Source organism: Streptomyces sp. NPDC050564 (assembly GCF_044457265.1).
Lineage (GTDB): Bacteria > Actinomycetota > Actinomycetes > Streptomycetales > Streptomycetaceae > Streptomyces.
Map to the genome: position 1 here is coordinate 112,895 of NZ_JBITGS010000010.1, position 24,159 is coordinate 137,053.

At 69.5% G+C, this 24,159-nt stretch carries 22 protein-coding genes; 20 read left to right on the forward strand and 2 right to left on the reverse strand.

Annotated elements, in window-relative coordinates:
* The first annotated feature begins 443 nt into the window (after positions 1–443).
* The 7 genes from ACIBK0_RS17810 to ACIBK0_RS17840 all read left to right on the forward strand — a co-directional run bounded on the left by ACIBK0_RS17810 (position 444) and on the right by ACIBK0_RS17840 (position 6,584).
* Positions 444–1,340 (forward strand): hypothetical protein, encoded by an 897-nt coding sequence (locus tag ACIBK0_RS17810; RefSeq protein WP_399080615.1) that lies wholly within the window; start codon positions 444–446, stop codon positions 1,338–1,340.
* 118 nt (positions 1,341–1,458) lie between these two features.
* Positions 1,459–2,112 (forward strand): hypothetical protein, encoded by a 654-nt coding sequence (locus ACIBK0_RS17815; protein WP_399080617.1) that lies wholly within the window; start codon positions 1,459–1,461, stop codon positions 2,110–2,112.
* On the forward strand, positions 2,109–2,678 hold the full coding sequence (locus tag ACIBK0_RS17820; RefSeq protein WP_399080619.1) for a hypothetical protein: 570 nt from the start codon (positions 2,109–2,111) through the stop codon (positions 2,676–2,678). The genes ACIBK0_RS17815 and ACIBK0_RS17820 overlap by 4 nt, the downstream gene beginning before the upstream one ends.
* A gap of 85 nt (positions 2,679–2,763) precedes the next feature.
* A complete protein-coding gene (locus tag ACIBK0_RS17825) occupies positions 2,764–3,135 on the forward strand; it encodes a hypothetical protein (RefSeq protein WP_399080621.1) in 372 nt (123 codons plus the stop codon).
* Positions 3,132–3,839: a hypothetical protein gene (locus tag ACIBK0_RS17830; protein WP_399080623.1), complete on the forward strand. Its 708-nt coding sequence runs from the start codon at positions 3,132–3,134 to the stop codon at positions 3,837–3,839. The genes ACIBK0_RS17825 and ACIBK0_RS17830 overlap by 4 nt, the downstream gene beginning before the upstream one ends.
* Before the next feature lie 115 nt (positions 3,840–3,954).
* Complete coding sequence (locus ACIBK0_RS17835; protein WP_399080625.1) at positions 3,955–5,334, forward strand: nitrate/nitrite transporter; 1,380 nt, start codon at positions 3,955–3,957, stop codon at positions 5,332–5,334.
* Positions 5,335–5,432: 98 nt separating this feature from the next.
* A complete protein-coding gene (locus ACIBK0_RS17840; protein ID WP_399080627.1) occupies positions 5,433–6,584 on the forward strand; it encodes a uroporphyrinogen-III synthase in 1,152 nt (383 codons plus the stop codon).
* On the opposite strand, the gene ACIBK0_RS17845 is transcribed toward ACIBK0_RS17840, so the two are convergent.
* Positions 6,533–7,096 carry a DUF1772 domain-containing protein gene (locus ACIBK0_RS17845; protein ID WP_399080629.1) on the reverse strand — a complete coding sequence of 188 codons (564 nt, stop codon included), beginning with the start codon at positions 7,094–7,096 and terminating at the stop codon, positions 6,533–6,535. The two genes, ACIBK0_RS17840 and ACIBK0_RS17845, sit on opposite strands and share 52 nt — an antisense overlap.
* Before the next feature lie 163 nt (positions 7,097–7,259).
* Here ACIBK0_RS17845 and ACIBK0_RS17850 point away from each other — a divergent pair, with 163 nt between their 5' ends.
* The 6 genes from ACIBK0_RS17850 to ACIBK0_RS17875 all read left to right on the forward strand — a co-directional run bounded on the left by ACIBK0_RS17850 (position 7,260) and on the right by ACIBK0_RS17875 (position 14,596).
* Positions 7,260–7,847, forward strand: coding sequence for a CGNR zinc finger domain-containing protein (locus ACIBK0_RS17850; RefSeq protein ID WP_399080631.1), 588 nt, complete (start codon positions 7,260–7,262; stop codon positions 7,845–7,847).
* A 315-nt stretch (positions 7,848–8,162) separates the two neighbouring features.
* Positions 8,163–8,693 carry a sigma-70 family RNA polymerase sigma factor gene (locus tag ACIBK0_RS17855; protein WP_037619265.1) on the forward strand — a complete coding sequence of 177 codons (531 nt, stop codon included), beginning with the start codon at positions 8,163–8,165 and terminating at the stop codon, positions 8,691–8,693.
* 38 nt (positions 8,694–8,731) lie between these two features.
* Positions 8,732–9,514, forward strand: a complete 783-nt coding sequence (locus tag ACIBK0_RS17860) for a zf-HC2 domain-containing protein (RefSeq protein ID WP_399080634.1) — start codon at positions 8,732–8,734, stop codon at positions 9,512–9,514.
* 82 nt (positions 9,515–9,596) lie between these two features.
* Positions 9,597–12,134 carry a HelD family protein gene (locus ACIBK0_RS17865; RefSeq protein WP_399080636.1) on the forward strand — a complete coding sequence of 846 codons (2,538 nt, stop codon included), beginning with the start codon at positions 9,597–9,599 and terminating at the stop codon, positions 12,132–12,134.
* A gap of 395 nt (positions 12,135–12,529) precedes the next feature.
* Positions 12,530–13,963, forward strand: a complete 1,434-nt coding sequence (locus ACIBK0_RS17870) for an NAD-dependent malic enzyme (RefSeq protein ID WP_399080638.1) — start codon at positions 12,530–12,532, stop codon at positions 13,961–13,963.
* Between the two features lie 351 nt (positions 13,964–14,314).
* Positions 14,315–14,596, forward strand: a complete 282-nt coding sequence (locus tag ACIBK0_RS17875) for an HU family DNA-binding protein (protein ID WP_007382399.1) — start codon at positions 14,315–14,317, stop codon at positions 14,594–14,596.
* Positions 14,597–14,710: 114 nt separating this feature from the next.
* Here ACIBK0_RS17875 and murA read toward each other — a convergent pair whose 3' ends face one another.
* Complete coding sequence (murA, locus tag ACIBK0_RS17880) at positions 14,711–16,051, reverse strand: UDP-N-acetylglucosamine 1-carboxyvinyltransferase (RefSeq protein WP_399080640.1); 1,341 nt, start codon at positions 16,049–16,051, stop codon at positions 14,711–14,713.
* Positions 16,052–16,331: 280 nt separating this feature from the next.
* Between murA and ACIBK0_RS17885 the strand changes: the two genes are divergently transcribed.
* The 7 genes from ACIBK0_RS17885 (at position 16,332) to ACIBK0_RS17915 (ending at position 23,952) form a co-directional block, all read left to right on the forward strand.
* Positions 16,332–16,904 carry a YqgE/AlgH family protein gene (locus tag ACIBK0_RS17885; RefSeq protein WP_399080642.1) on the forward strand — a complete coding sequence of 191 codons (573 nt, stop codon included), beginning with the start codon at positions 16,332–16,334 and terminating at the stop codon, positions 16,902–16,904.
* 29 nt (positions 16,905–16,933) lie between these two features.
* On the forward strand, positions 16,934–17,239 hold the full coding sequence (locus ACIBK0_RS17890; protein ID WP_362017694.1) for a DUF3039 domain-containing protein: 306 nt from the start codon (positions 16,934–16,936) through the stop codon (positions 17,237–17,239).
* A gap of 99 nt (positions 17,240–17,338) precedes the next feature.
* Complete coding sequence (locus ACIBK0_RS17895) at positions 17,339–18,481, forward strand: hypothetical protein (protein WP_399080644.1); 1,143 nt, start codon at positions 17,339–17,341, stop codon at positions 18,479–18,481.
* A 142-nt stretch (positions 18,482–18,623) separates the two neighbouring features.
* Positions 18,624–19,931 (forward strand): extracellular solute-binding protein, encoded by a 1,308-nt coding sequence (locus ACIBK0_RS17900; RefSeq protein WP_399080646.1) that lies wholly within the window; start codon positions 18,624–18,626, stop codon positions 19,929–19,931.
* Positions 19,932–20,431: 500 nt separating this feature from the next.
* Positions 20,432–21,430: a carbohydrate ABC transporter permease gene (locus ACIBK0_RS17905; protein WP_399080940.1), complete on the forward strand. Its 999-nt coding sequence runs from the start codon at positions 20,432–20,434 to the stop codon at positions 21,428–21,430.
* Between the two features lie 11 nt (positions 21,431–21,441).
* Positions 21,442–22,287, forward strand: coding sequence for a carbohydrate ABC transporter permease (locus ACIBK0_RS17910; RefSeq protein WP_399080942.1), 846 nt, complete (start codon positions 21,442–21,444; stop codon positions 22,285–22,287).
* Positions 22,288–22,305: 18 nt separating this feature from the next.
* The gene (locus tag ACIBK0_RS17915) at positions 22,306–23,952 is read left to right on the forward strand and encodes a beta-N-acetylhexosaminidase (protein ID WP_399080648.1); all 1,647 of its coding nucleotides are present in this window, start codon (positions 22,306–22,308) and stop codon (positions 23,950–23,952) included.
* The last annotated feature ends 207 nt before the right edge of the window (positions 23,953–24,159 follow it).

The window sequence follows — 24,159 nt, forward strand, 5'->3', positions numbered from 1 at the left end:
TGAGGCGCGGTCCCCCGTGAACATGGTTCCCCCCATGGTTCCCCCGGTGTTGGTCGGCGCGTCCGGGAGGCCTGGTCAGAGCCCCGCCGTTGCGCGGCGATCACCATAAGCATGGGGGCGCGGCGCCGAGCAAGGGCAATGGGGGCATGGCCGGATCGCGACGGCGGTGGCCCGGGGCCGTCCGGAGCGGCCAGGGCGAGCGTGTGAATCCGCCTGGGACCTGTGTGTTTCCAGTGAAAGTCGGGCATGGCTGAGGTCTCACCCCATGCGCTTTCAACGGGCCTGTTCCTGCGCGGAATTGGCTTGGTCTCGCCGGTCTCCGTCAAGGCCCGGTCAAGGGCCGGTAAACCAGGTTGCCTTGCTGTTCTTGGTGGAATGCGCGCGTGAAAGGCTAAGCCGGTTGCGGATGTGAACGGGTGGGCCCGGTGGGGAGTTGGGGCGGCATGAGCAAGCGGCAGATACGGAAGATGTTCCAGTTGATGGCCGCGGGGGAGGCGGTTCAGCTCACGAGTCCCATGGCCTCGGTGAAGAAGCTGGCCCGACTCGCCTTCATTGCCCAGCAGTTCGGGTACGAGTACGCGGATGCGCAGCAGGGTGGGCGGAATGGCCAGCTGAGGATGCTGATCGTGCCTGATCCCAGCCCGCAGGCTCAGGCGCGGGCCGCGCAGAACTGGGCGCAGTATCCACAGGCCGGGCATGGGGAGTCGCTGCCGCCCGTCATCCCTGACGCGCTCGAGCTGCTCAAGGCCCGGATCAACTTCGATCTGACGGGCAAGAACGCCGAGAAGCGCATGGGGTACGGCGTCGTCGGCGTGACCGTCGGATCCGTGATCCTGGCCTACCGGATCGGTGGAGACTCCACCGCCTTCGTCGGCGCGGGCATCTTCTGGGTGGTGATGATGGCCATCCTCGGCATCGGGTTCGTCGTCACGCGCAAGCGCAACGTCAAGTTCGCGGCGCGGTTGCAGGCCGCCGGGTTCGCGCCTGTGACGGAGGAGGGCGGGCGGGTGCGATTTCTGCCGCCGGGGGGCTACCCCCAGCCGTATCAGCCTCAGCAGCAGTACATTCCGGGTGCGTATGGGCACCAGCCCGCTGCCGGTCCTTACGGGCAGCAGCCCGCTGCCGGTCCCTATGGGCAGGGGCAGCCGCAGGCAGCGGGTCCCTACGAGCAGCCGCAAGCTGCCGGTCCTTACGGGCAGCAGGTGCCGGGGCAGGTTCCTGGTCCTTACGGTCAGCAGGCGCCCGCCGCGGGTCCCTATGGCCAGCAGCCGTACGCCCCCGGTCCCGGCCGGCAGCAGCCCCCTGCCCCGGGCTATTACGGCCAGCCTCCCCAGGGGTAGTCCTCCGGGACCCTCATCGGTGCCACACGTCCCGCGGGCCGCGACACCGCCGAGACTGAGCCTGACTGATCACGGCGCACCACAGCTGCCGTGCCTGGTCGGCATTAGAGCGCCGTCAGTGGCTACCGCGCTGGCCGGGGCGGGAAGTCGGATCGATGTCGGGCTCGACGTCTTCGCCCTGGCCACCTTCGGGCTCGGGCGGCTGGCGACGCCCGGGATGCGGGCCGCCGAGGAGGGCGTGCGGAGTGCGACGCGCGGCGCCGGGGCCATGAGCCTGGGGAAGGCCGCCTTCAAGTCCGCGGTGACCGACGAGATGAGGAGCGCCGGGCGGGTCTTCAAGACGGGCGTGAAGGGCAGCGCGGAATGGGAGGCGGCGCGTGTGGCCATGAGCAAGGGGGCCAAGGGCATGTATGCGGCGAAGAACACTGCGCTCACCAGTGCCAAGGAGCTGAGCGGGATGGCGTTGCCGAAGATGGGTGCTCTCAAGAACCTCCTCGGCGGTGGTGCCGAAGCGGCCTCGCTCAAGTCGTTTCTCGGCCAGGCGGCCGAGCGGTTCCCCGACTCGGCGCGCATCGCGTCGTCGATCGCCAAGGGCAGCGGAGCCATCAGGCTCAGCCAGGGGGCGTTCGCGGCGGGGACGGGCGTGGATGCCTTCGACAAGGCCTTCGGGATGACGGGACCATATTTCTCCAGCGGCTCCTGGGTCGGTTCGAACAACCTCTGGATCCAGGCGAAGACGTGGACGACGCATGGTGTGGGGTCGTCGTGGTGACCAGTTCGCCGCGGTCCGGGTGGAGCGACGGCGGTACGCATCGGACCCTGCCGCCCCTGCTTCGCGTCTACGCCTTCACTCTTCTCACCGTCAGCTTTCTCGGCCTCTGGCTCTGGCTCGGCCTCAACGCGCTGGTCCTGGCGCTCCTCGGGCTCGACCCGAAGAATCACAGCCACCAGGTGCCCCTCTTCGTGGGCCTGACGGTCTGCTGGGTGCTGCTGTTGCCGGCGACCTTGCTGTGGCACGCACCGGAGCTACTGAAGCGCCCGCTTGGAGAGCCCCCGAAGGACGCCAATGGGTACGCGGGCTATCTGCTCCGGCATGCCCCCGAGGGGGTGCTGGGCGGCCCGTTGGAACTGGGCGGAGGAGCCCCGCCGGTTCACTTCTGGCTCGTCGCTGTGCTGTTCACCCTCATCTCCGGCGCCGCCGACCGTGAGGCTTTCTCCGTGGTCGACAACCCGGTCTGGAAGGCACTCGTCTGGTTCGGCTTGCTCGCGTCCGTCCTCTCCGTCGCCGTTCTCGTCCATGGTGCGGTCACCCGCCGCCGCTCCACCCGGAAGAAGTAGCAGGGACCTCGAAGCGAGACTCTGGCAACGCATCGGCGAGGCTCGCGAGGCGAACGGGCTTGACCTCTACCTCCCCGTCGAGCTGATGCACGGCATCTCCGTTCCCGCCTCGTTCCTGGTGTCCGAGACCCGTACGCCCATGGCAGGCGACGGCGACCTCGACCCCGCCGAACTCGCTCTGTTCCTGGCCAGTTCCGAGGCCGGCCGCGAGGTCGTCGAGCTCGACGGTGCGCCCTCGGTTCGGACGGAGAGGACGGCGCCGGCCGACCCGGCCCGCGGCATCGACTTCCCCTCGCGCCGCGTCGACTACCAGGTCCCCGTGCCGCAGGACTCCCGGCGGTGGCTGACCGTCGCCTTCTCCACTGTCGGTCCGCAGGACGCGGACGGCGAGCTGTCCGCGCTCCTCGTCGACCTCTTCGATGCCGTGATGGCGAACTTCCGCTGGAGCACTCGATGAGCACCGACTCTCCCGGGCCGGCCGTGTCCTTCCTGCCCCACGACGACGGCTGGTCCGTGGCCCCCTCCCCGTACGGCACGCTCGCCGAGGATCCCGGCCGGCAGTGGGTTGCCCTCCCCGCCGACTTTGCGCAGACGGAGTGGGCGGACTCCTCCGCGTACGCCGAGGACATGGCCGCCGCGCTCGTTGTACGGCAGCGAGTGCTGCTCGGTGACAAGGACATCCCTGACGATCTGCACACCCGCGTCGCCGATCAGATCCGGGACAGCTATGCCCAGCTCTTCGATCTGGTTCCCGCACACTTCCACCTCCTCCACTGGCCCGATCTGCGTAAGCCGCCCATTCCCGTCCTCGTCGACTTCTGGAAGCCGGAGCACGACGCCCACTCGGCCGTCATGCACTACTTGGGGTCCTTCGAGTACGAGAAGGAGTCCGGGAAGATGCCCGTCAAGGAGGCGTTCACGACCGAACGCCTCGGCAGCGGGGTGCGTGTCGTCCGTTTCGTTCCGTTGCATCCCGACGACCCGCAGGACCCCGACTACCTCCTCGGCGTACTCGCGTACCACTGGCGTACGCGGGATCCGGCCGTCGACGTCCAGCTCCTCGCTTTCACCAACGAACTGGGGCAGCTCTACGCCGCGCTCTCCGACCTCGACGCCTTCGCGAACGGAATCGCCCTCACCGCCGCCCCCGCGCCCGAGTGAGAGCAACGTTCCCTTCCAGTCACCCACAGCCACAGGGCGGAAACGCGTCCTCCCTACCTTCGGTTGTCATCCCCAGGAAGACACGAGCACCGCACCGGAGAACCGTGGAGGCGTCATGACAGCCCCTAGTACAGCCCCCGCACGACACAGGGGAGGCCGCTGGATCGAGGAGTGGGATCCGGAGAACGAGGCCTTCTGGCAGGAGACCGGGGAGAAGGTCGCCCGGCGGAACCTGTTCTTCTCCGTGCTGTCCGAGCACATCGGGTTCTCGATCTGGACCCTGTGGTCCGTGATGGTGCTCTTCATGGGCCCCGAGTACGGGCTGACCCCGGCCGACAAGTTCCTGCTCACGTCGATGGTGACGCTGGTCGGCGCGGTCGTGCGGGTGCCGTACACCTTCGCCGTGGCCATCTTCGGCGGGCGGAACTGGACGGTGATCTCCGCCAGCCTCCTCCTCATCCCCACCATCGCCGCCTTCACCGTGATGAAGCCGGGGACCTCCTTCTCCACGTTCCTGTGGATCGGTCTGCTGGCCGGAATCGGCGGCGGCAACTTCGCCTCCTCGATGACCAACATCAACGCCTTCTTCCCGCTGAGGAAGAAGGGGTGGGCGCTGGGTCTCAACGCCGGCGGCGGCAACATCGGTGTGCCGGTCATCCAGCTGATCGCTCTCGCGATCATCGGCGCGAGCGGCGGACCGAGGGTCCTGCTGGGCATCTACATCCCGCTCATCGTCCTCGCGGCCGTCCTCGCGTCCCTCTTCATGGACAACATCGCGTCCGTGAAGAACGACACCGGCGCCGCCAAGGACGCCGCGAAGGACGCGCACACCTGGATCATGTCCTTCCTCTACGTCGGCACGTTCGGGTCCTTCATCGGCTACGCCTTCGCCTTCGGGCAGGTGCTGCAGGTCCAGTTCGGCCGTACGCCGCTCCAGGCCGCGTACCTCACCTTCATCGGTCCGCTGCTCGGCTCGCTGATCCGGCCCGTGGGCGGCTGGCTCGCCGACCGGTACGGCGGCGCGAAGATCACGCTGTGGAACTACGTCGGCATGGCCCTGGCCACCGCCGTCCTGATCGTCGCCAGCATGCAGAAGTCGCTGCCGCTGTTCGTCACCGTCTTCATCGTCCTGTTCGTGCTCAGCGGGCTCGGCAACGGGTCGACGTACAAGATGATCCCCGGGATCTTCCAGGCCAAGGCCCTCGCCAAGGGACTGGAGGGTGAAGAGGCCGCCAGTCACGGGCGCCGTCTCTCCGGGGCCTCGATGGGACTCATCGGAGCCGTGGGCGCGCTCGGCGGCGTGGGCATCAACCTCGCCTTCCGGCAGTCCTTCCTCACCTCCGGCTCCGGCACCGGTGCCTTCGTCACCTTCCTCGCCTTCTACGCGGCCTGCTTCGCGGTCACCTGGGCCGTATACCTTCGAGGCCCGGCCGCCCGGGCGGCGAAGGCCGCCCCCTCCGAGGCGAAGCCGCAGCTCAGCTACGCCGAGGTGTGACGTAACACCAGCGACATGAAGCCGAACCGAGCCTGTCACGCATCGTTGACAGGCTCGATCGGCATCTAGGTGCAACGACTCCAGGCGAGACGAGAGCCATGTACGACGAACAGCAGCAACCGGACACCGGCCCCCTCGCCGGATTCACCGTGGGCGTGACAGCCGCGCGCCGGGCCGACGAGCTCGGGGCGCTGCTCCAGCGGCGCGGTGCCTGCGTCCTGCATGCGCCGGCCCTGCGCATCGTGCCGCTCGCCGACGACAGCGAGCTGCTCGCCGCCACCAAGGAACTGATCGACCAGGCACCGGACGTCGTGGTGGCCACGACCGCCATCGGCTTCCGGGGCTGGGTCGAGGCCGCCGACGGGTGGGGGCTCGGCGAGGACCTGCTCGGCCGGCTGCGCGGGGTCGAGCTGCTCGCCCGCGGGCCCAAGGTCAAGGGGGCGATACGGGCCCAGGGACTGACCGAGGAATGGTCCCCGTCCTCCGAGTCCATGGCCGAGGTCCTGGACCGGCTCCTGGACGAGGGGGTCGACGGGCGCCGTATCGCCATCCAGCTGCACGGCGAGCCGCTGCCCGGATTCGTGGAGTCGCTGCGCGCCGCGGGCGCCGAGGTCGTCGGGGTCCCCGTCTACCGGTGGATGCCGCCGGAGGACATCGGTCCCGTCGACCGGCTGCTCGACGCGGCCGTCACCCGGGGTCTGGACGCGCTCACCTTCACCAGCGCGCCCGCCGCCGCCTCTCTGATGTCCCGGGCGGAGGAGCGGGGACTGCTCCCGGAACTCCTCGCCGCCCTGAACCACGACGTGCTGCCCGCCTGTGTCGGCCCGGTCACCGCGCTGCCGCTGCAGGCCCGGGGCATCGACACGGTCCAGCCCGAACGCTTCCGGCTCGGCCCTCTCGTACAACTGCTGTGTCAGGAACTTCCGGGGCGGGCCAGGGCGTTGCCCGTCGCCGGGCACCGTGTGGAGATCCGCGGGCACGCCGTGATGGTGGACGGGGCGCTGCGCCCCGTGCCACCGGCCGGGATGTCGCTGCTGCGGGCCCTGTCGCGGCGGCCCGGCTGGGTGGTGGCCCGGGCCGAGCTGCTGCGCGCGCTGCCGGGTGCCGGGCGGGACGAGCACGCGGTCGAGACGGCGATGGCCCGGCTGCGTACGGCACTGGGCGCGCCCAAGCTCATCCAGACGGTGGTCAAGCGCGGCTACCGGCTCGCGCTCGACCCGGCCGCGGACGCCAAGTACGCCGACGCGTAGGGCCTTCCTGACCTTCCGCACAGCAGGAGCGCGCGTGCCAGGCACGCCAGCGCGAGCGTCGACAGCAGAGCCCGCACGACGTTCCACGCCACCCATGTGTCCTCGAACTTCTCGCGTACGGCGGCCGGGTCGGCGATCTTCGCCGGATCGCCGGCGTTCGCGAGGTCGTTGTTGAGCGGAATGTTCACCGCGACGGTGAAGAGGAAGGCGAGCGCGTACGCGGCGAGGGCCCCGAACACCCACCACCGGTACGGGGAGTTCCGCGACTGCCAGGCGGAGACCGCCGTCAGCGCCAGTGCGCCCATGAAGCTCAGGAAGAACACCGGGTTCTGGATCACGTCGTTGATGTTCTGCATGACCTCGATGAAGACGCGGTCGTCGCTGCGGGCCAGCGACGGCATGACATCGCAGGCGAATATGTAGAAGACCCCGGCGATCAGGCCCATCGCCACCGTGGCCGCACCCAGTACACCTCCGGCGGTCGTACGCCGCCCCGTGCTGTTGTCCGTCATGTCCTTGAGTCAACCGGCGTCGCGGCACGGGTGACATGGCTCAGACGCGCGGCCCCATAAGCACGCGTCCAGCAGATGAGCGGTATGGAGTCTTCCGGCCGCGCGTGCGGGCATGCACTGTAGGGAGTACGACAGCGGGTGACCCCAAGGCGGTGACAGGCACATGGCATCGGGCATGGCCACGGCCTCGTACGAGCTGCGGTTCGACTCCGGGCGGATCTGCCTGGACCTGACGGCGACCACCCACCCCGAGGAACGTCTGGACTCGGCCGCCCGGCTGCGCGCCTGGATCGCCGCGTCCGGACTCGTGCCCGCGGGGACGCCGCTGGCATCGGTCGACGCGGCATGGCTGCTCGGCTTCCGTGAACTGCGCGGACACATCGCCCAGTTGGTGCGTGGCGAGCTCGACGCGCGGCCCGCCGACGCGGCACTCGCCCGCGTCAACGCGGTCGCGCTGGACACTCCGCCCGCCCCCTGGGCGGTACGCGCGGACGACGGTTCGCTGCACCGCAGGCTGCGCACCCCGCCCGGCTGTGCGGAACTGCTCTCCGTCGTCGCCCGGGACGCCCTGGAACTGCTCACCGATCCGGTGGCGCGGGCGAGCCTGAGGCAGTGCGAGGGGGACAACTGCCCGATCGTCTACCTCGACACCTCCCGGGGCCGGCGCCGACGATGGTGTTCCAGTGAGGTGTGCGGCAACCGGGAGAGAGTGGCCCGGCACCGGCGCCGGGCGGCCCTCGCCCGCGCGTGATTGCCGTCACATACGGCTCCTGTCGTGTGTGAGGGCGATGACGGGCGGCCCTCGCCTTCGCGTGATCACGCGGTCACGGGGCGCGCAATCGGCGTCCGTACGTGATGTCGCGGCCACGTCAAGTGATCAAGAAAACCCTTGCCTCCTCTCTTCACACCCTGAACAAGAAATAAGTGCACGCTCTTTGAACACACGCACGCCTGCGCACGTACCCGGGGATGAGCGACCGACTGGGGGAACCCCCGGACACCGGAGGTAGGCGTGCGCAAGGATTCCGCCGTGGCTGATGAACGAAGGCCAAGGGCCCGACATCGCATGTCCCAGCAGTCCTCGTCGACCGAACCCGACGAGGAGCTGATGCGTGCGCTGTATCGGGAACACGCGGGACCCCTGCTGGCCTACGTGCTGCGGCTGGTCGCCGGAGACCGGCAGCGTGCCGAGGACGTCGTGCAGGAGACGCTCATCCGTGCCTGGAAGAACGCCGGTCAGCTCAATCGTGCGACCGGTTCGGTACGACCCTGGCTGGTGACGGTTGCCCGGCGCATCGTCATCGACGGCCACCGCAGCCGGCAGGCCCGGCCGCAGGAGGTGGACCCGTCACCGCTGGAGGTCATTCCCGCGGAGGACGAGATCGACAAGGCGTTGTGGCTGATGACACTGTCGGACGCGCTGGACGACCTGACCCCTGCTCACAGGGAAGTTCTGGTCGAAACGTACTTCAAAGGGCGTACGGTCAATGAGGCGGCCGAGACGCTCGGCATACCCAGCGGCACCGTGCGCTCACGGGTGTTCTACGCCCTGCGCTCGATGAAGCTGGCGCTGGAGGAGCGGGGGGTGACGGCATGAACGCATACGGGGGTTACGGAACGGGCGGTCCAGGAGCCATGCAGGGACCACGGGGACAGCAGAACCCGGGTGACAACATCCACGAGACTGTCGGCGCCTACGCGCTCGGGATTCTCGACGACGCCGAAGCAACCGCTTTCGAGGGACACCTCGCCACCTGCGAGTGGTGCGCCCAGCAGCTCGACGAGCTCGCCGGCATGGAACCGATGCTCGCCGCACTCGCGGACCTGCCCGCCTCCCAGGGCACCCCGGCCATCGGTGAGTCCCTGGCCGCCCGCCCGAGCCCACGGCTCGCGGAACGGCTGGTCGACGAGGTCTCCGAGCGGCGCGCCCTGAAGCGCCGGCGCGGGATGTACCTGGTGGCGGCCGCGGCCGCGCTGATCATCGGCGGTCCGCTGACGGTGATGGCGGTCAACGGCGGCGGCACCAGCAACGAGGCCGGGATGGCGCACCCCACCAGTCCGGCCAGGGCCGCCTTCGACGTCATGAAGGACAGGGTCTCGGCCACGGACCCGAGCACCAAGGTCAACGCCGTCGTCGCCGTCGAGAAGAAGGACTGGGGCACCCACGCCGTCCTCCAGCTCAAGAACGTCAAGGGCCCGCTCAAGTGCTCCCTGATCGCCGTCGGCAAGAACGGCGAGCGCGAGACGGTGACCTCCTGGGCGGTCCCGAAGTGGGGTTACGGCATCCCCAACGCCAAGACCGAAGAGGCGAAATCCCCGCTCTACGTGCACGGCGGCGCGGCCTTCTCGCCCAATGAGATCGACCACTTCGAGGTCATGACCTTCGACGGGAAGCGGCTCGTGGAAGTGGACGCGTGAGCGAACCCGGAGCGCACGCGTAGATTACGGGCCCCCCTTCGCGTACGGTTGACGGCTGCCCAGCACGTCAGAAGGGGGCCCGGTGGCCGCTCAGGCTCAGCAGGAAACCGCGCTCGGCTCGGTCCGTGAATCCGTCGAGGTCGACTCCGTCAAGGACGACTCCGTACGGGACCGGGAGCTCAGCGTCGAACAGGAACATCTGGACCGGGTGTACCGGCGCCTCGAGGAGAAGATCCACGAGGCGGAGTTCCTGATGAACGACGCCGCCAAGCGCGGTCAGGTCGGTACGCCGGGGGCGCTCGCGGAGCGTGACGCCCAGGTGTTCCGCGCGGGAATTCACCTCAACCGCCTCAACAACGAGTTCGAGGATTTCCTCTTCGGCCGCATCGACCTGCTCCTGGGGAAGGACGGCAAGAAGGGCCCGGACGGCGCGTACACGGCGGTGGAACCGGCCGAGGGCGCCGTCCGCGAGGACAACAGCGCCGACATCGCCGAGACGCTCCACATCGGCCGGATCGGCGTCCTCGACGCGGACTACGCGCCGCTGGTCATCGACTGGCGGGCGCCCGCCGCGGCCCCCTTCTACCGCTCGACGCCGGTCGACCCGGGCCGTGTCGTACGCCGTCGGGTCATCCGCTCCAAGGGGCGCAGGGTCCTCGGTGTCGAGGACGACCTGATGCGCCCGGAGCTGAAGGCCTCCCTGAACGGCCGTGAACTCCCGGTGATCGGCGACGGCGCGCTGATGGCCGCGCTCGGGCAGGCCCGCAGCCACACCATGCGCGACATCGTGGCGTCGATCCAGGCCGAGCAGGACCTGGTGATCCGGGCGCCCGCAGCGTCCGTGACGTACGTGGAGGGCGGCCCGGGCACGGGCAAGACGGCGGTGGCCCTGCACCGGGCGGCGTACCTGCTCTACCAGGACCGTCGCCGCTACGCGGGCGGCATCCTGATCGTCTCCCCGACCCCGCTGCTGGTCGCCTACACCGAGGGTGTCCTTCCCTCCCTCGGCGAGGAGGGCCAGGTCGCCATCCGTGCGATCGGCTCGCTCGTCGACGGCACGGAGGCCACCTTGTACGACTCCCCGGCCGTGGCCCGCGCCAAGGGCTCGTACCGGATGCTGAAGGTCCTGCGGAAGGCGGCGCGCGGGGTGCTGGAAGGGCCCGCGGGCGCCACCGGGCGTTCCGCCGGGGGCACGGACACCGTCCACGGCAGGACCGACGCGGCCGGAGCCCCGGGGAACGGCGGCGTGGACGCGCCGGGCAGCGGTGTGCGGGCCGGCGACCGTGGCCCCCACGCCGAGCAGCTCGCCTTCGGGGAGGAGGCCGGGGCCGCCGGGCAGGGCGGCCCGGAGGGTGGGGCCCCCGTCGGCTCGCCCACCCGCCTTCGTGTCGTCGCCTTCGGGCGGCGGCTGGAGCTGGAGGCGGCCGAGCTGGACCGGATCAAGCGCAACGCGCTCGGCGGGACCGCGCCCGTCAACCTGCTGCGGCCGCGCGCCCGCAGGCTGCTGCTCGACGCGCTGTGGGCGCGGTCGGGCGCCGGGACGCGGCACACGGACCCGGAGCTGGCCGCCGAGCTGAGGTCTTCGTTCGACGAGGACATCACGTCCGAGAACGGCTTCATCGAGTTCCTGGACGCGTGGTGGCCGGAGCTGACCCCGGCCGGCGTGCTGGCCGCCATGGCGGACGAGCGGCGGCTGGGACGCTGGGCGCGGCGGATCCTCAACCCCGGCGAGATCCGTCGGGTGGCGCGCTCGCTCAAGCGGGACGGCTTGTCCGTTCATGACGTGGCCATCCTTGACGAGCTCCAGTCGATCCTCGGCATGCCGGCCCGGCCCAGGAAGAGGCGCGATCTCGATCCCCTGGACCAGCTCACCGGACTCGAGGAGCTCATGCCCGTACGCGAGGAGTCGCAGCGTGAGCGCGCCGAGCGGCTGTCGCAGGAGCGGACCGAGTACGCGCACGTCATCGTCGACGAGGCGCAGGACCTCACGCCCATGCAGTGGAGGATGGTCGGGCGGCGGGGCCGGCACGCCACCTGGACGGTGGTCGGCGACCCGGCGCAGTCCTCCTGGTCCGACCCCGACGAGGCCGCCGAGGCCCGTGACGAGGCCCTCGGGACCCGTCCCCGGCGCCGCTTCACCCTGACCGTCAACTATCGCAACCCCGCCGAGATCGCCGAGCTGGCCGCCAAGGTCCTCGCCCTCGCCATGCCCGGCTCCGAGTCCCCGTCAGCCGTACGGTCGACCGGGGTCGAGCCTCGTTTTGTGACAACGAGCCATGGACACTCACTCGCGCAGGCGGTGCGCGCCGAGGCGGCTCGCCTCCTCGACCGGGTGGACGGCACCGTGGGTGTCGTCGTCGCCATGAACCGGCGCGAGGAGGCCGCACGCTGGCTCGCCGGGCTCGGCGACCGCGTGGTGGCGCTCGGCAGCCTGGAGGCCAAGGGGCTGGAGTACGACGCGACGGTGGTCGTCTCGCCCGCGGAGATCGCCGACGAGTCGCCGGCGGGGCTGCGCGTGCTGTACGTGGCTCTCACACGGGCTACGCAGCAGCTGACCGTCGTCTCCGACGAGCGGGACCAAGCCGATGCGAACGGGGTGCCTGATCTGCTCCGGGACTGATATCAGCGTCTTTGTCCCGGCCGCCCACCCGTCCGGCTCCACGGGAAAGAACTCTCGGGACGGGAATTGCCTTACGGGGATCCTTTGTTACCGTTGACGTGGCACCGGCCCGATCCAAGCCCCCGGGCCCAACCTTCGTCGCTACGAGCGACCACTTGCCGCGAGGCGAGCATGGCGGGTCGGTGTCATTGAACGTCGAAGAGGCCCACGTCACCCCGTGACGTGGGCCTCTTTTGTTGCGCTCCCACTTCTCGTATGGTGGAAGATGTTTTCCGAAAGTTTCCGCCGCCCACGAACAAAACGTTCGCAATCCGGGGCGGCTACCGCGTACTCGACGGTAGGTGCGACGATCGGACGGCATACCAGCGACACGGTGAAAGCAGAGGAAGTCGGCCATGGCAACGGCGCCCAGCGTCTCCTACTCGATTACGGTCCGGCTGGAGGTGCCCGCAAGCGGAACCGCGGTCTCCCAGATCACCACGGCCGTAGAGTCCCACGGAGGCTCGGTGACCGGCCTCGACGTGACCGCTTCCGGCCACGAGAAGCTCCGGATCGACGTCACCATCGCCGCGACCTCCACGGCGCACGCCGACGAGATCGTCCAGCAGCTGCGCGGCATCGAGGGTGTCACGCTCGGCAAGGTCTCCGACCGTACGTTCCTCATGCACCTCGGCGGCAAGATCGAGATGCAGTCCAAGCACCCGATCCGCAACCGTGACGACCTGTCCATGATCTACACCCCGGGTGTGGCCCGGGTGTGCATGGCGATCGCCGAGAACCCCGAGGACGCTCGCCGTCTGACCATCAAGCGCAACTCCGTTGCGGTCGTGACGGACGGCTCGGCCGTGCTGGGTCTCGGAAACATCGGGCCCAAGGCCGCCCTCCCCGTCATGGAGGGCAAGGCGGCCCTCTTCAAGCGCTTCGCCGGCATCGACGCCTGGCCGCTGTGCCTGGACACCCAGGACACCGACGCGATCGTCGAGATCGTGAAGGCGATCGCCCCCGGCTTCGCGGGCATCAACCTGGAGGACATCTCCGCGCCGCGCTGCTTCGAGATCGAGGCGCGCCTGCGTGAAGCCCTCGACATCCCGGTCTTCCACGACGACCAGCACGGCACCGCGATCGTCGTACTGGCGGCCCTGACCAACGCACTTCGCGTGGCCGGCAAGGCGATCGGCGACATTCGTGTCGTCATGTCCGGCGCGGGCGCGGCCGGTACGGCCATCCTCAAGCTGCTCCTCGCCGCGGGCGTCAAGAACGCCGTCGTCGCCGACATCCACGGCGTCGTGCACGCCGACCGCGGCGACCTGGTGGACGCCACCCCGGACTCGGCACTGCGCTGGATCGCCGACAACACCAACCCCGAGGGCCTCACCGGCACGTTGAAGGAGGCCGTGCGCGGCGCCGACGTCTTCATCGGCGTCTCCGCTCCGAACGTGCTCGACGGCGACGACGTGGCCGCCATGGCCGACGACGCCATCGTGTTCGCGCTCGCGAACCCCGACCCCGAGGTCGACCCGGCAATCGCCCGCCAGACGGCGGCAGTTGTCGCCACCGGCCGCTCCGACTTCCCCAACCAGATCAACAACGTCCTGGTCTTCCCCGGCGTATTCCGTGGCCTCCTGGACGCCCAGTCGCGTACCGTCAACACGGAGATGATGCTGGCCGCCGCGACCGCCCTCGCGGACGTGGTGACCGAGGACGAGCTCAACCCGAACTACATCATCCCGAGCGTCTTCAACGACAAGGTCGCGGGCGCGGTTGCCGGAGCGGTGCGCAACGCCGCGCGGGCGGCAGGGGTGACGGAAGCGGACAACACGACCGCGTGAGCGCGGCCGTGCTGCGGCTGTGACGGGTGCCACGACCGCCCGGACCCCGGCGCGTCGCGGAACGCGGGGCCTGTGGCCGCCTTTAGGGTGGCGGCCAGGCTCAGCCCTGCCCAGGCCTCTCCAGGGCCTTTTCGTGTGACTCCCAAGGGTGTTCGTGTGACTCCCAGGGGTGCCGGATTGGCTTTCCCGCCGCAGGTGGGGGCAGGATGCGTCTTCGGGCGCGAGGGTCTGGCTACGGACCCGGGTCCGGGGACCGACCGAGGACCCTGGCAGCATCGACTCCGCTGTGCCCAATATGCGGCTCCGCCGCGTGGCACGCCTCAACGGCAAGAAGAACACGGGAGTAACAACATGAACCGCAGTGAGCTGGTGGCCGCGCTGGCCGACCGCGCCGAGGTGACCCGCAAGGACGCCGACGCCGTTCTGGCCGCGTTCGCCGAGACCGTCGGCGAGATCGTCGCCAAGGGCGACGAGAAGGTCACCATCCCCGGCTTCCTGACCTTCGAGCGCACCCACCGTGCCGCTCGCACCGCGCGCAACCCGCAGACCGGCGACCCGATCCAGATCCCGGCCGGCTACAGCGTGAAGGTCTCCGCGGGCTCCAAGCTCAAGGAAGCCGCCAAGGGCAAGTAAGCCCGCCCGTACGTTCCTGTAAGCCAGAGGGACGCGTACGAGGCGCCAGTAACGCCAATGGGGCGGCCCCCTTCACCGGGGGCCGCCCCATCGTCGTACGTACGACTGCCGCTGTTACCCGAGCGCCTTGCCCGGCAGCTCCACCTTCGCGCCCAGCTCCACCAACTTCTCCATGAAGTTCTCGTAGCCGCGGTTGATGAGGTCGATGCCGTGGACCCGGGAGGTGCCCTGGGCCGCGAGGGCGGCGATGAGGTACGAGAAGCCGCCGCGGAGGTCGGGGATGACCAGGTCGGCGCCCTGGAGCTTCGTCGGGCCCGAAACGACGGCCGAGTGCAGGAAGTTGCGCTGGCCGAAGCGGCAGTCCGAGCCGCCGAGGCACTCGCGGTAGAGCTGGATGTGCGCGCCCATCTGGTTGAGCGCGGAGGTGAAGCCGAGGCGCGACTCGTACACCGTCTCGTGGATGATCGAGAGGCCGGTCGCCTGCGTGAGGGCGACGACGAGCGGCTGCTGCCAGTCGGTCTGGAAGCCGGGGTGGACGTCCGTCTCCAGGGCGATCGACTTCAGCTGGCTGCCCGGGTGCCAGAAGCGGATGCCCTCGTCGTCGATCTCGAAGGCGCCGCCCACCTTGCGGTAGGTGTTCAGGAACGTCATCATCGAGCGCTGCTGGGCGCCGCGGATGTAGATGTTGCCTTCGGTCGCCAGCGCCGCGGAAGCCCAGGAGGCGGCCTCCAGGCGGTCCGGGAGGGCCGCGTGGGTGTAACCGCCGAGGCTGTCCACACCCGTGATGCGGATCGTCCGGTCGGTGTCCATGGCGATGATCGCGCCCATCTTCTGCAGGACGCAGATGAGGTCCTCGATCTCGGGCTCCACGGCGGCGTTGGCGAGCTCGGTGACGCCCTCGGCCAGAACGGCCGTCAGCAGCACCTGCTCGGTGGCGCCGACGGACGGGTAGGGCAGCCGGATCTTCGTGCCGCGCAGCCGCTGCGGGGCCTCCAGGTACTGGCCGTCCGCCCGCTTCTCGATCTTCGCGCCGAACTGCCGCAGCACCTCGAAGTGGAAGTCGATCGGCCGCCCGCCGATGTCGCAACCACCGAGCCCCGGGATGAACGCATGCCCCAAACGGTGCAACAGCGGGCCACAGAACAGAATCGGGATGCGTGACGAACCCGCGTGGGCATCGATGTCGGCGACGTTCGCGCTCTCGACGTGCGACGGGTCGAGCACCAGCTCACCCGGCTCCTCACCCGGACGGACCGTCACACCGTGCAGCTGCAGCAGACCGCGTACGACACGCACGTCGCGGATGTCGGGGACATTGCGCAGTCGGCTCGGCTCGCTGCCCAGCAGGGCGGCGACCATGGCCTTGGGTACGAGATTCTTCGCACCGCGGACACGGATCTCGCCCTCAAGCGGGGTTCCGCCGTGGACAAGCAGGACATCGTCATTGACGGTCATGTATCTCGCGTTCCGGTGAGTTGGGCAGGTGTAAGTCGTCGGCAAGCCGGTTTGCGGGAGCCGATGAGCAAGGGTAATAGCCGCCTACCCCGGTTGAGTAAGCCCAAGTACCACCCAGCTACGTCATAGCTTTGCCACAACACGAACCGTTCCGAATCGGGCACACGGGGTCACCGGTTCGGGTGTGCGCGGGGGTCGCTTCTCTGCGCCCTGAGCTGCATTCACTCCCGTACCGGCATTGGCTCCCCACATGAAGGGAAGATGCGGGATCATGTCTGGCATGACCGAGGTGTCCTCGCTCACAGGGCGGCTGCTCGTGGCCACGCCCGCCCTGGCGGACCCGAACTTCGATCGCGCGGTGGTGCTGCTCCTCGACCACGACGAGGAGGGCTCCCTGGGCGTCGTCCTCAACCGGCCCACACCGGTGGACGTCGGCGACATCCTGGAGGCCTGGGCGGACCTGGCCGGCGAGCCCGGCGTCGTCTTCCAGGGCGGCCCGGTGTCGCTGGACTCGGCGCTGGGCGTCGCGGTCATCCCGGGCGGCGCGTCCAGCGAACGCGCGCCCCTCGGCTGGCGGCGCGTGCACGGTGCGATCGGCCTCGTCGACCTGGAGGCCCCGCCCGAGCTCCTCGCCTCGGCCCTCGGCTCACTGAGAATCTTCGCCGGGTACGCGGGCTGGGGCCCGGGCCAGCTGGAGGACGAACTGGTCGAGGGCGCCTGGTACGTCGTCGAGTCCGAACCCGGCGACGTCTCCTCCCCGTCACCCGAACGGCTCTGGCGCGAGGTGCTGCGCCGCCAGCGCAACGACCTGGCGATGGTGGCGACGTATCCGGACGACCCGTCGCTCAACTGATGCGCGCGGGCTTCAGTACCCTTGCACCCATGAGCACTCTTGAGCCTGAGACCCAGCCCCAGCGAGGCACGGGGACGGGGACCCTCGTAGAGCCGACGCCGCAGGTGTCGCACGGCGACGGGGACCACGAGCGCTTCGCCCACTACGTCCAGAAGGACAAGATCATGGCGAGCGCCCTCGACGGCACGCCCGTCGTGGCCCTCTGCGGCAAGGTGTGGGTCCCGGGCCGTGACCCGAAGAAGTACCCCGTGTGCCCCATGTGCAAGGAGATCTACGAGTCCATGGGCGCCGGCGGCGACAAGGGCAAGGACGGCAAGGGCGGCGACAAGAAGTAACGCCGCCGGATCCTTCGGCGCAGTACGCCGCGTAGACCAGTAAGGCCGCGACGTCCCTGGTGAGAGGGCGCCGCGGCCTTGTCGTGCGTGGGGGTGGGCGTGGAGTTGTTGCTGCGGGCGCGGGAGCTTGCTCGGGAGCGGAAGTTCCGTGCAAGCCGGGCGCTGGTGGAGCGGGCGGAGCCGGAGAGCGCGGAGGAATTGAGCCTCGCCGCGTCGGTGCTCCTCCAACTCCGGGATCCGGAGGCGGCATTGCCGTTGGCGGAGCGGGCGGTGCGGCTGGCGCCGGACGACTGGCGGGGGTGGGTCGCGGTCGCCGACGCGGACTGGCTGCTGGGGCGGTGGGACGCGGCCGTGACCGCGGCGCGTGCCGCGGTCGGGCTGGCGCCGGACGAGGCGGCGCCGCACCGGGCTCTGGGGGCCGCCCTCAACAAGGTGGGCGGCTACGGCGCCGAGGCCCGACAGGAGCTGAAACGGGCGAAGGAGCTCGGGGGCGGCCGGAAGGCGCTGCAGCAGCCGTGGCGGCCGAGCCCGTGGGTGTGGGCGGTGCTGGCGGTGTTCCTGGTCTCCAGCGGTCTGACCCTGGTGGGGGACTGGCCGGAGGGACTGGATACCGGCTTCCAGACAGTGCGCGCCGCGTCGCTCGTGGCGATGACGCTCTGCCTGAGAGGCACCCGAAGGGCCGGTCTCGGCTGGCAGGCGCGGTTCGCCGAGATACGCGCCACCAATGAGCGGCTGTACGGCGGCGGGGGCCGCGAGGCGGGCGTGCGGGCCCTGGTGGCTCTCACTCCCTGGGGAATCGCGGTCGGCGTCTGCACCATGCTGCTGGCGGGGCCAGCCTACTTCGGCAACCCCCTGCCGCCGTGGATCGTCCTGCTCGCCGTGCCCGTCGTCGGATGCCTGCTCCTCGTCGGTGCTCGGCGCTGGGTGCGCTGGTGGTACGGGGAGCGATTCCTGCGTGAGGTGTTCCTGCCGGATGTCCTGGTGAGCGTTCATCTGGTCGCGGCGGGTGCGCTCTTCGGTGGCGTTCTGCTGTTGGCGCTCGGGGACGCGGCGAAGCAGCAGTGGGAGGTGCTGTTCTTCGGCGGCTTCGTGTGGGCCCTGCTCGCGATGATCGGGACCCCGTTCGCGGCGGGGATACGGGACGGGGTGCGGGCGGACCGGGAGAAGGCTGCCGGGAAGGCCGGTGGGAAGGCCCTTGCGGAGGGGGGCGGGGAGACGGGCGGGGAGGCCGCCGGCGCCTGACCGTTGCACGGAGTGCGTCCCGTGGTCACAGAGTGGTTGAGACCTCTTGTGGGCATGTTCATGTACTCCCTAGCCTCCTGGGTGTTGTGCAGAGCAAAACAGCCATTGCGCATGTTGCAACGCGCCCATCGGAGGATGCTCGATGAAGCTCTCTGCGAAGCTCCCTGTCCGAACGGCCGCCGCCCTCGCGGCCCTTGTCGTCGCCGCCGCCTGCGCTCCCCAGACCTCCGACAACTCCTCCTCCGGCAAGGACGAGAAGACCGGCACCCTGCGCGTCTGGCTCTTCCAGGAGGTCAACAACGCGCCGAAGCAGAAGGTCGTCGACGCGGCGCTCGACACCTTCAAGAAGGCCCACAAGGGCACCAAGGTCACCGTCGAGTACATCCCCGTGGAGACCCGCGCCCAGCGCATCAAGGCCGCCTTCAACGACCCCAAGAGCGCCCCGGACGTCATCGAGTACGGCAACACGGACACGGCCGGTTACGTGAAGGACGGTGGACTCGCCGACGTCACCAAGGAGTTCACCGACTGGAGCGAGGCCAAGGACACCGACCCGACGGCCAGGCAGTCGGTGACGGTGGACGGCAGGATCTACGGTGCCCCGTACTTCGTCGGCGTGCGCGCCCTCTACTACCGCACCGACGTCCTCAAGGAACTGGGCCTGGAAGTCCCGAGGACCCAGGCCGAGTTGGCCGAGACCGCCCGCAAGATCCACGCGGCGAAGCCCGACCTGTACGGTCTCGCGGTCGGCGGTGCCTACACCTACGGCGCGATGCCGTTCATCTGGTCCAACGGCGGTGAACTCGCCGAGGGCAAGGGCGGTTCGTACGCCTCCACCATCGACAGCGCGGACGCGCGGAAGGGCATCAAGGCCTACACCTCGCTCTTCGGCGACGACAACTGTCCGGCCGCCAAGTGCGCGGGCATGGGCGGCAACGACACGGTGACCGCCTTCGCCTCGGGCAAGGCGGGCATGGCCATCGGCGGTGACTTCAGCCATGCGGCCATCGAGGCCGGGAAGATCAAGGGCAAGTACGCGGTCGTACCGCTGCCGGGTCTGAAGGCGGGCGAGATCGCCCCGGCGTTCGCGGGCGGCAACAACATCGGCGTACTGAAGAGCACCTCGCACCGCACGCTCGCCGTCGACCTGATGAAGCAGCTGGCGTCGAAGAAGACCCAGGGCGAGCTGTTCGATGCGATGGGCTTCCTGCCGACGTACAGCGACGTGCGCGACGACGTCGCCAAGAAGGAACCGTTCGTCGCCCCCTTCGTGAAGACGCTCGCCGCGGGCGCCAAGTTCGTGCCCGCCTCGCCCGCATGGGCGCAGATCGATGCCTCGCTCGTGCTGCCGACGATGTTCCAGGAGATCGTCAGTGGCAAGAAGGACGTGGCGGCGGCTTCGACGGACGCGGCGAAGAAGATGAACGACGCGTTCAGCTCCGCTGGGTGAAGCCGATGAAGAAGCGCGCAGCATCGACGGGCGTCCCGCCCGCGGGCGACTCGGGCACCGACTCCGACGTCGGCCACGGGTCTGGCTCGGGCGCCGGATCGGGCTCTGACTCCGGGGCCGGTGCTGGATCCGACCCTGGTATCGGATTCGACTCCGGCACTGGATCCGACTCCGGCGCGGGCTCTGGGGTCGGCTCCGGCACTGGATCCGACTTCGGCGTGGGCTCTGGGTTCGACTTCGGTACTGGATCCGACTTCGGCGCGGGCTCTGGGGCCGGCTCCGGCGCTGGGGCCGGTATCGGCGCGGGCTCCGGCTCCAGCCTCGGCTCCGGCGTGGGCACCGGCATCGGTTCCGGCTCCAGGTCCGGCGTCGGTTCCGGCTCCAGCCATGGCGCGGGCCGCTCCCGTGGGCCGGACGCAGCCGGCCGGGTGACGGTGGGTCCCCCGGCACCGCGGAGCGGCGGGGCGCCCGTGCGCGACCTGCTGTTCGCGGCCGAGGGGGTGCCCGGGCGCCCCGCCGGGCCCGGCAGATCCGAGCCCGGCAGATCCGGGCCCGGGACCGGCAACCTCCTTCGCGGGACCGGCCGCCCCCGCACCCGCACCCGCACCGGAAAAGTCCGCCGCACCCAGGCCGGTTGGACCCCCTGGCTCTATCTCGCGCCCGCCCTCCTGATCCTCGGCGGCCTGCTCGTCTACCCCATCTACCAGCTCGGCCTGATCTCGGTCCTGCACTACACCCAGGCCCAGGTGAGCGGCGGTGAGCCGACCACCTTCGAGGGCTTCGGCAACTACGCGACGCTCTTCGCCGACGACCAGTTCTGGCAGGTGCTGCTCGCGACGCTGGTGTTCGCGGCGGCCTGCGTGGTCTCCACCCTGGCCGTCGGCTGCGCGCTCGCGGTGCTCCTCACGCGCGTACGGGCCGTACCGCGTCTCGCGCTGATGCTGGCCGCGCTCGGTGCCTGGGCCACCCCGGCCGTCACCGGCTCCACGGTCTGGCTGTTTCTCTTCGACCCCGACTTCGGCCCCGCCAACCGGGTCCTCGGGATCGGCGACCACTCATGGACGTACGGGCGTTACAGCGCCTTCGCGCTCGTGCTGCTCGAAGTGGTCTGGTGCTCCTTCCCGTTCGTGATGGTGACGGTGTACGCGGGGATCCGCGCCGTACCGGGTGAGGTGCTGGAGGCGGCGGCCCTGGACGGCGCCTCGCAGTGGCGGATCTGGCGCTCGGTGCTCGCACCGATGCTGCGGCCGATCCTGGTGGTCGTCACCATCCAGTCGGTCATCTGGGACTTCAAGGTCTTCACGCAGATCTACGTGATGACGAACGGCGGCGGCATCGCCGGGCAGAACCTGGTGCTCAACGTGTACGCGTACCAGAAGGCGTTCGCCGCCTCCCAGTACAGCCTCGGCTCGGCGATCGGCGTGGTGATGCTGGTGATTCTGCTGGCGGTCACATTGGCCTATCTCCGGTTGCTGCGCAGGCAGGGGGAGGAACTGTGAGCCTCCCGACGGTGAACTTCCTGCGGGGTGTCGTACGGCGTCCATGGCGGCTGGCCGCCGAGGCGTCCGCGCTGCTGATCGCGGCCGTCGTCGCCTTCCCCCTCTACTGGATGGTGATCAGCGCCTTCAAACCGGCCGGAGAGGTCGAGTCGACCGAGCCCCGCCCGTGGACGCTTTCGCCCTCCCTGGATTCCTTCCGGCGCGTCTTCGGACAGCAGGAATTCGGCCGGTACTTCCTCAACAGCCTTGTCGTGGCAGGCTCCGTGGTCGTCGTCTCGGCGCTCGTCGCGTTTCTCGCGGCGACGGCCGTGACGCGATTCCGCTTCCGTTTCCGGACCACCCTGCTGATCATGTTCCTGGTCGCGCAGATGGTGCCCGTCGAGGCCCTGACCATCCCCCTGTTCTTCCTCATGCGGGACTTCGGTCAGCTGAACACGCTGGGCTCGCTGATCCTGCCGCACATCGCCTTCTCGCTGCCCTTCGCGATCTGGATGCTGCGGGGTTTCGTAAAGGCCGTACCGGACGCGCTGGAGGAGGCCGCGTACATCGACGGGGCGAGCCGGGCGCGATTCCTCTGGCAGATTCTGTTCCCCCTGGTCTTCCCGGGCCTTGTGGCCACGAGCGTGTTTTCCTTCATCTCGGCCTGGAACGACTTCCTGTTCGCCAAGTCCTTCATCATCAGCGACACCTCGCAGTCCACCCTGCCGATGGCTCTTCTCGTCTTCTACAAGCCGGACGAGCCCGACTGGGGCGGGGTGATGGCGGCCTCCACCGTGATGACGATTCCGGTGCTGATCTTCTTCGTACTCGTACAGCGACGACTGGTCTCCGGCCTCGGCGGAGCGGTAAAGGACTAGCGGTAAAGGACTGATGGCATGACGGACGTGCAGCTGATTCCGGCGCCCCGGGCGCTCGACTGGTCACCGCCCGCCCCGGGGTACCGGAGCCTGGACGCGGAGACGACGATCGAGGCGCGGCCCGGTACCGGGGGCGTGGCGCGCTGGCTGCGCTCCACGCTGGGCGCGGCCACCGGGTTTCCGCTGGCCGACGGCCGGGACACCGACAACCGCATCGTCCTCGCCATCGATCCGGAGCTCGCCCCCGAGGGCTATCGCCTGGCCGTCGACGGGGCCGTGCGCCGCATCGAGGGAGGCAGCGCCGCCGGGGTCTTCTGGGGTGCCCAGACCTTCCGGCAGCTGCTCGGCCCCGACGCGTACAGGCGGGCTCCGGTGCGGCCGGGACGCAACTGGGAGCTTCCGATGGTGACCGTCGAGGACGCGCCCCGATTCCGCTGGCGCGGCCTGATGCTCGACGTCTCCCGTCACTTCATGCCCAAGGACGGAGTCCTCCGCCATCTCGACCTCCTGGCCGCGCACAAACTCAACGTCTTCCACTTCCACCTCACCGACGACCAGGGATGGCGTGTCCAGATCAAGCGCTACCCGAAGCTGACAGAGGTCGGATCCTGGCGGGCGCGCACGAAATTCGGCCATCGTGCCTCGCCGCTGTGGGAGGAGAAGCCGCACGGGGGCTTCTACACGCAGGACGACATCCGCGAGATCGTCGCGTACGCCGCCGAGCGGCATATCAGCGTCGTCCCCGAAATCGACATCCCGGGCCACTCGCAGGCCGCCATCGCCGCGTATCCGGAACTGGGCAACACCGACGTCATCGACACGACCTCCTTGACCGTCTGGGACAACTGGGGCGTCTCCAAAAACGTACTCGCCCCCACTGACAACACCCTGCGCTTCTATGAGGGGGTGTTCGAGGAACTCCTGGAGCTCTTCCCGGCGGATGCCGCGCCGTTCTCGGGGTTCGTCCACATCGGCGGCGACGAGTGCGCGAAGGACCAGTGGAAGCAGTCGCCGACGGCTCAGGCGCGCATCGAGGAACTCGGGCTCGCGGACGAGGACGAGTTGCAGTCCTGGTTCATCCGGCATTTCGACAACTGGCTCTCCGCGCACGGGCGTCGGCTGATCGGCTGGGACGAGATCCTGGAGGGCGGGCTCGCGGACGGCGCGGCCGTGTCCTCGTGGCGTGGCTACCAGGGCGGCATCACGGCCGCCCGCGCGGGCCACGGCGTCGTCATGTGCCCCGAGCAGCAGGTGTATTTGGACCATCGTCAACACGCCGGCGAGGACGAACCGGTCCCCATCGGCTACGTCCGCACCCTGGAGGACGTCTACCGCTTCGAGCCGGTGCCGCCGCAGCTCACCGAGGCGGAGGCACGGCATGTGCTGGGTACTCAGGCCAACGTGTGGACCGAGGTGATGGAGGACCACGCGCGCGTGGACTACCAGACATACCCCCGGCTCGCGGCCTTCGCGGAGGTCGCCTGGAGCCCCCTGCCCGCCCCCGCCGAACGGGACTTCGCGGACTTCGAGCGCCGGATGACCGCCCACTACGCGCGACTTGACGCCCTGGGAGTGGCCTATCGCGCGCCCACGGGCCCGCTGCCGTGGCAGAAGCGACCCGGTGTGCTCGGACGCCCGATCGAGGGGGCGCCCCCAAACGTGTGAGGTGACTCCCAACCGGTGTGTCCCGTCGTGTTCACCCTGCCACGGTGGCCTCACAAGGCAAAAGGCCCCCAACGGTCACCGAAGAGTATCAATTGACGCTCACCGGTGATGTTGTGCGAAAACGGACCATCTCCCTGGTGAGAGGGGCGAATGCCTCCTAGCGGACCCCCGCGTCGAGGGTCGGGGAAGATGTGCCAGAGTTGCCAC

Excerpts from the sequence above, each read along its gene's own strand:
- ACIBK0_RS17810 (WP_399080615.1), top strand. The coding sequence starts at position 444 with ATGAGCAAGCGGCAGATACGGAAGATGTTCCAGTTGATGGCCGCGGGG.
- ACIBK0_RS17825 (WP_399080621.1), top strand. The coding sequence starts at position 2,764 with ATGCACGGCATCTCCGTTCCCGCCTCGTTCCTGGTGTCCGAGACCCGT.
- ACIBK0_RS17830 (WP_399080623.1), top strand. The coding sequence starts at position 3,132 with ATGAGCACCGACTCTCCCGGGCCGGCCGTGTCCTTCCTGCCCCACGAC.
- ACIBK0_RS17835 (WP_399080625.1), top strand. The coding sequence starts at position 3,955 with ATGACAGCCCCTAGTACAGCCCCCGCACGACACAGGGGAGGCCGCTGG.
- ACIBK0_RS17840 (WP_399080627.1), top strand. The coding sequence starts at position 5,433 with ATGTACGACGAACAGCAGCAACCGGACACCGGCCCCCTCGCCGGATTC.
- ACIBK0_RS17845 (WP_399080629.1), bottom strand. The coding sequence starts at position 7,096 with ATGACGGACAACAGCACGGGGCGGCGTACGACCGCCGGAGGTGTACTG.
- ACIBK0_RS17850 (WP_399080631.1), top strand. The coding sequence starts at position 7,260 with ATGGCATCGGGCATGGCCACGGCCTCGTACGAGCTGCGGTTCGACTCC.
- ACIBK0_RS17855 (WP_037619265.1), top strand. The coding sequence starts at position 8,163 with ATGTCCCAGCAGTCCTCGTCGACCGAACCCGACGAGGAGCTGATGCGT.
- ACIBK0_RS17860 (WP_399080634.1), top strand. The coding sequence starts at position 8,732 with ATGCAGGGACCACGGGGACAGCAGAACCCGGGTGACAACATCCACGAG.
- ACIBK0_RS17870 (WP_399080638.1), top strand. The coding sequence starts at position 12,530 with ATGGCAACGGCGCCCAGCGTCTCCTACTCGATTACGGTCCGGCTGGAG.
- ACIBK0_RS17875 (WP_007382399.1), top strand. The coding sequence starts at position 14,315 with ATGAACCGCAGTGAGCTGGTGGCCGCGCTGGCCGACCGCGCCGAGGTG.
- murA (WP_399080640.1), bottom strand. The coding sequence starts at position 16,051 with ATGACCGTCAATGACGATGTCCTGCTTGTCCACGGCGGAACCCCGCTT.
- ACIBK0_RS17885 (WP_399080642.1), top strand. The coding sequence starts at position 16,332 with ATGACCGAGGTGTCCTCGCTCACAGGGCGGCTGCTCGTGGCCACGCCC.
- ACIBK0_RS17890 (WP_362017694.1), top strand. The coding sequence starts at position 16,934 with ATGAGCACTCTTGAGCCTGAGACCCAGCCCCAGCGAGGCACGGGGACG.
- ACIBK0_RS17900 (WP_399080646.1), top strand. The coding sequence starts at position 18,624 with ATGAAGCTCTCTGCGAAGCTCCCTGTCCGAACGGCCGCCGCCCTCGCG.
- ACIBK0_RS17915 (WP_399080648.1), top strand. The coding sequence starts at position 22,306 with ATGACGGACGTGCAGCTGATTCCGGCGCCCCGGGCGCTCGACTGGTCA.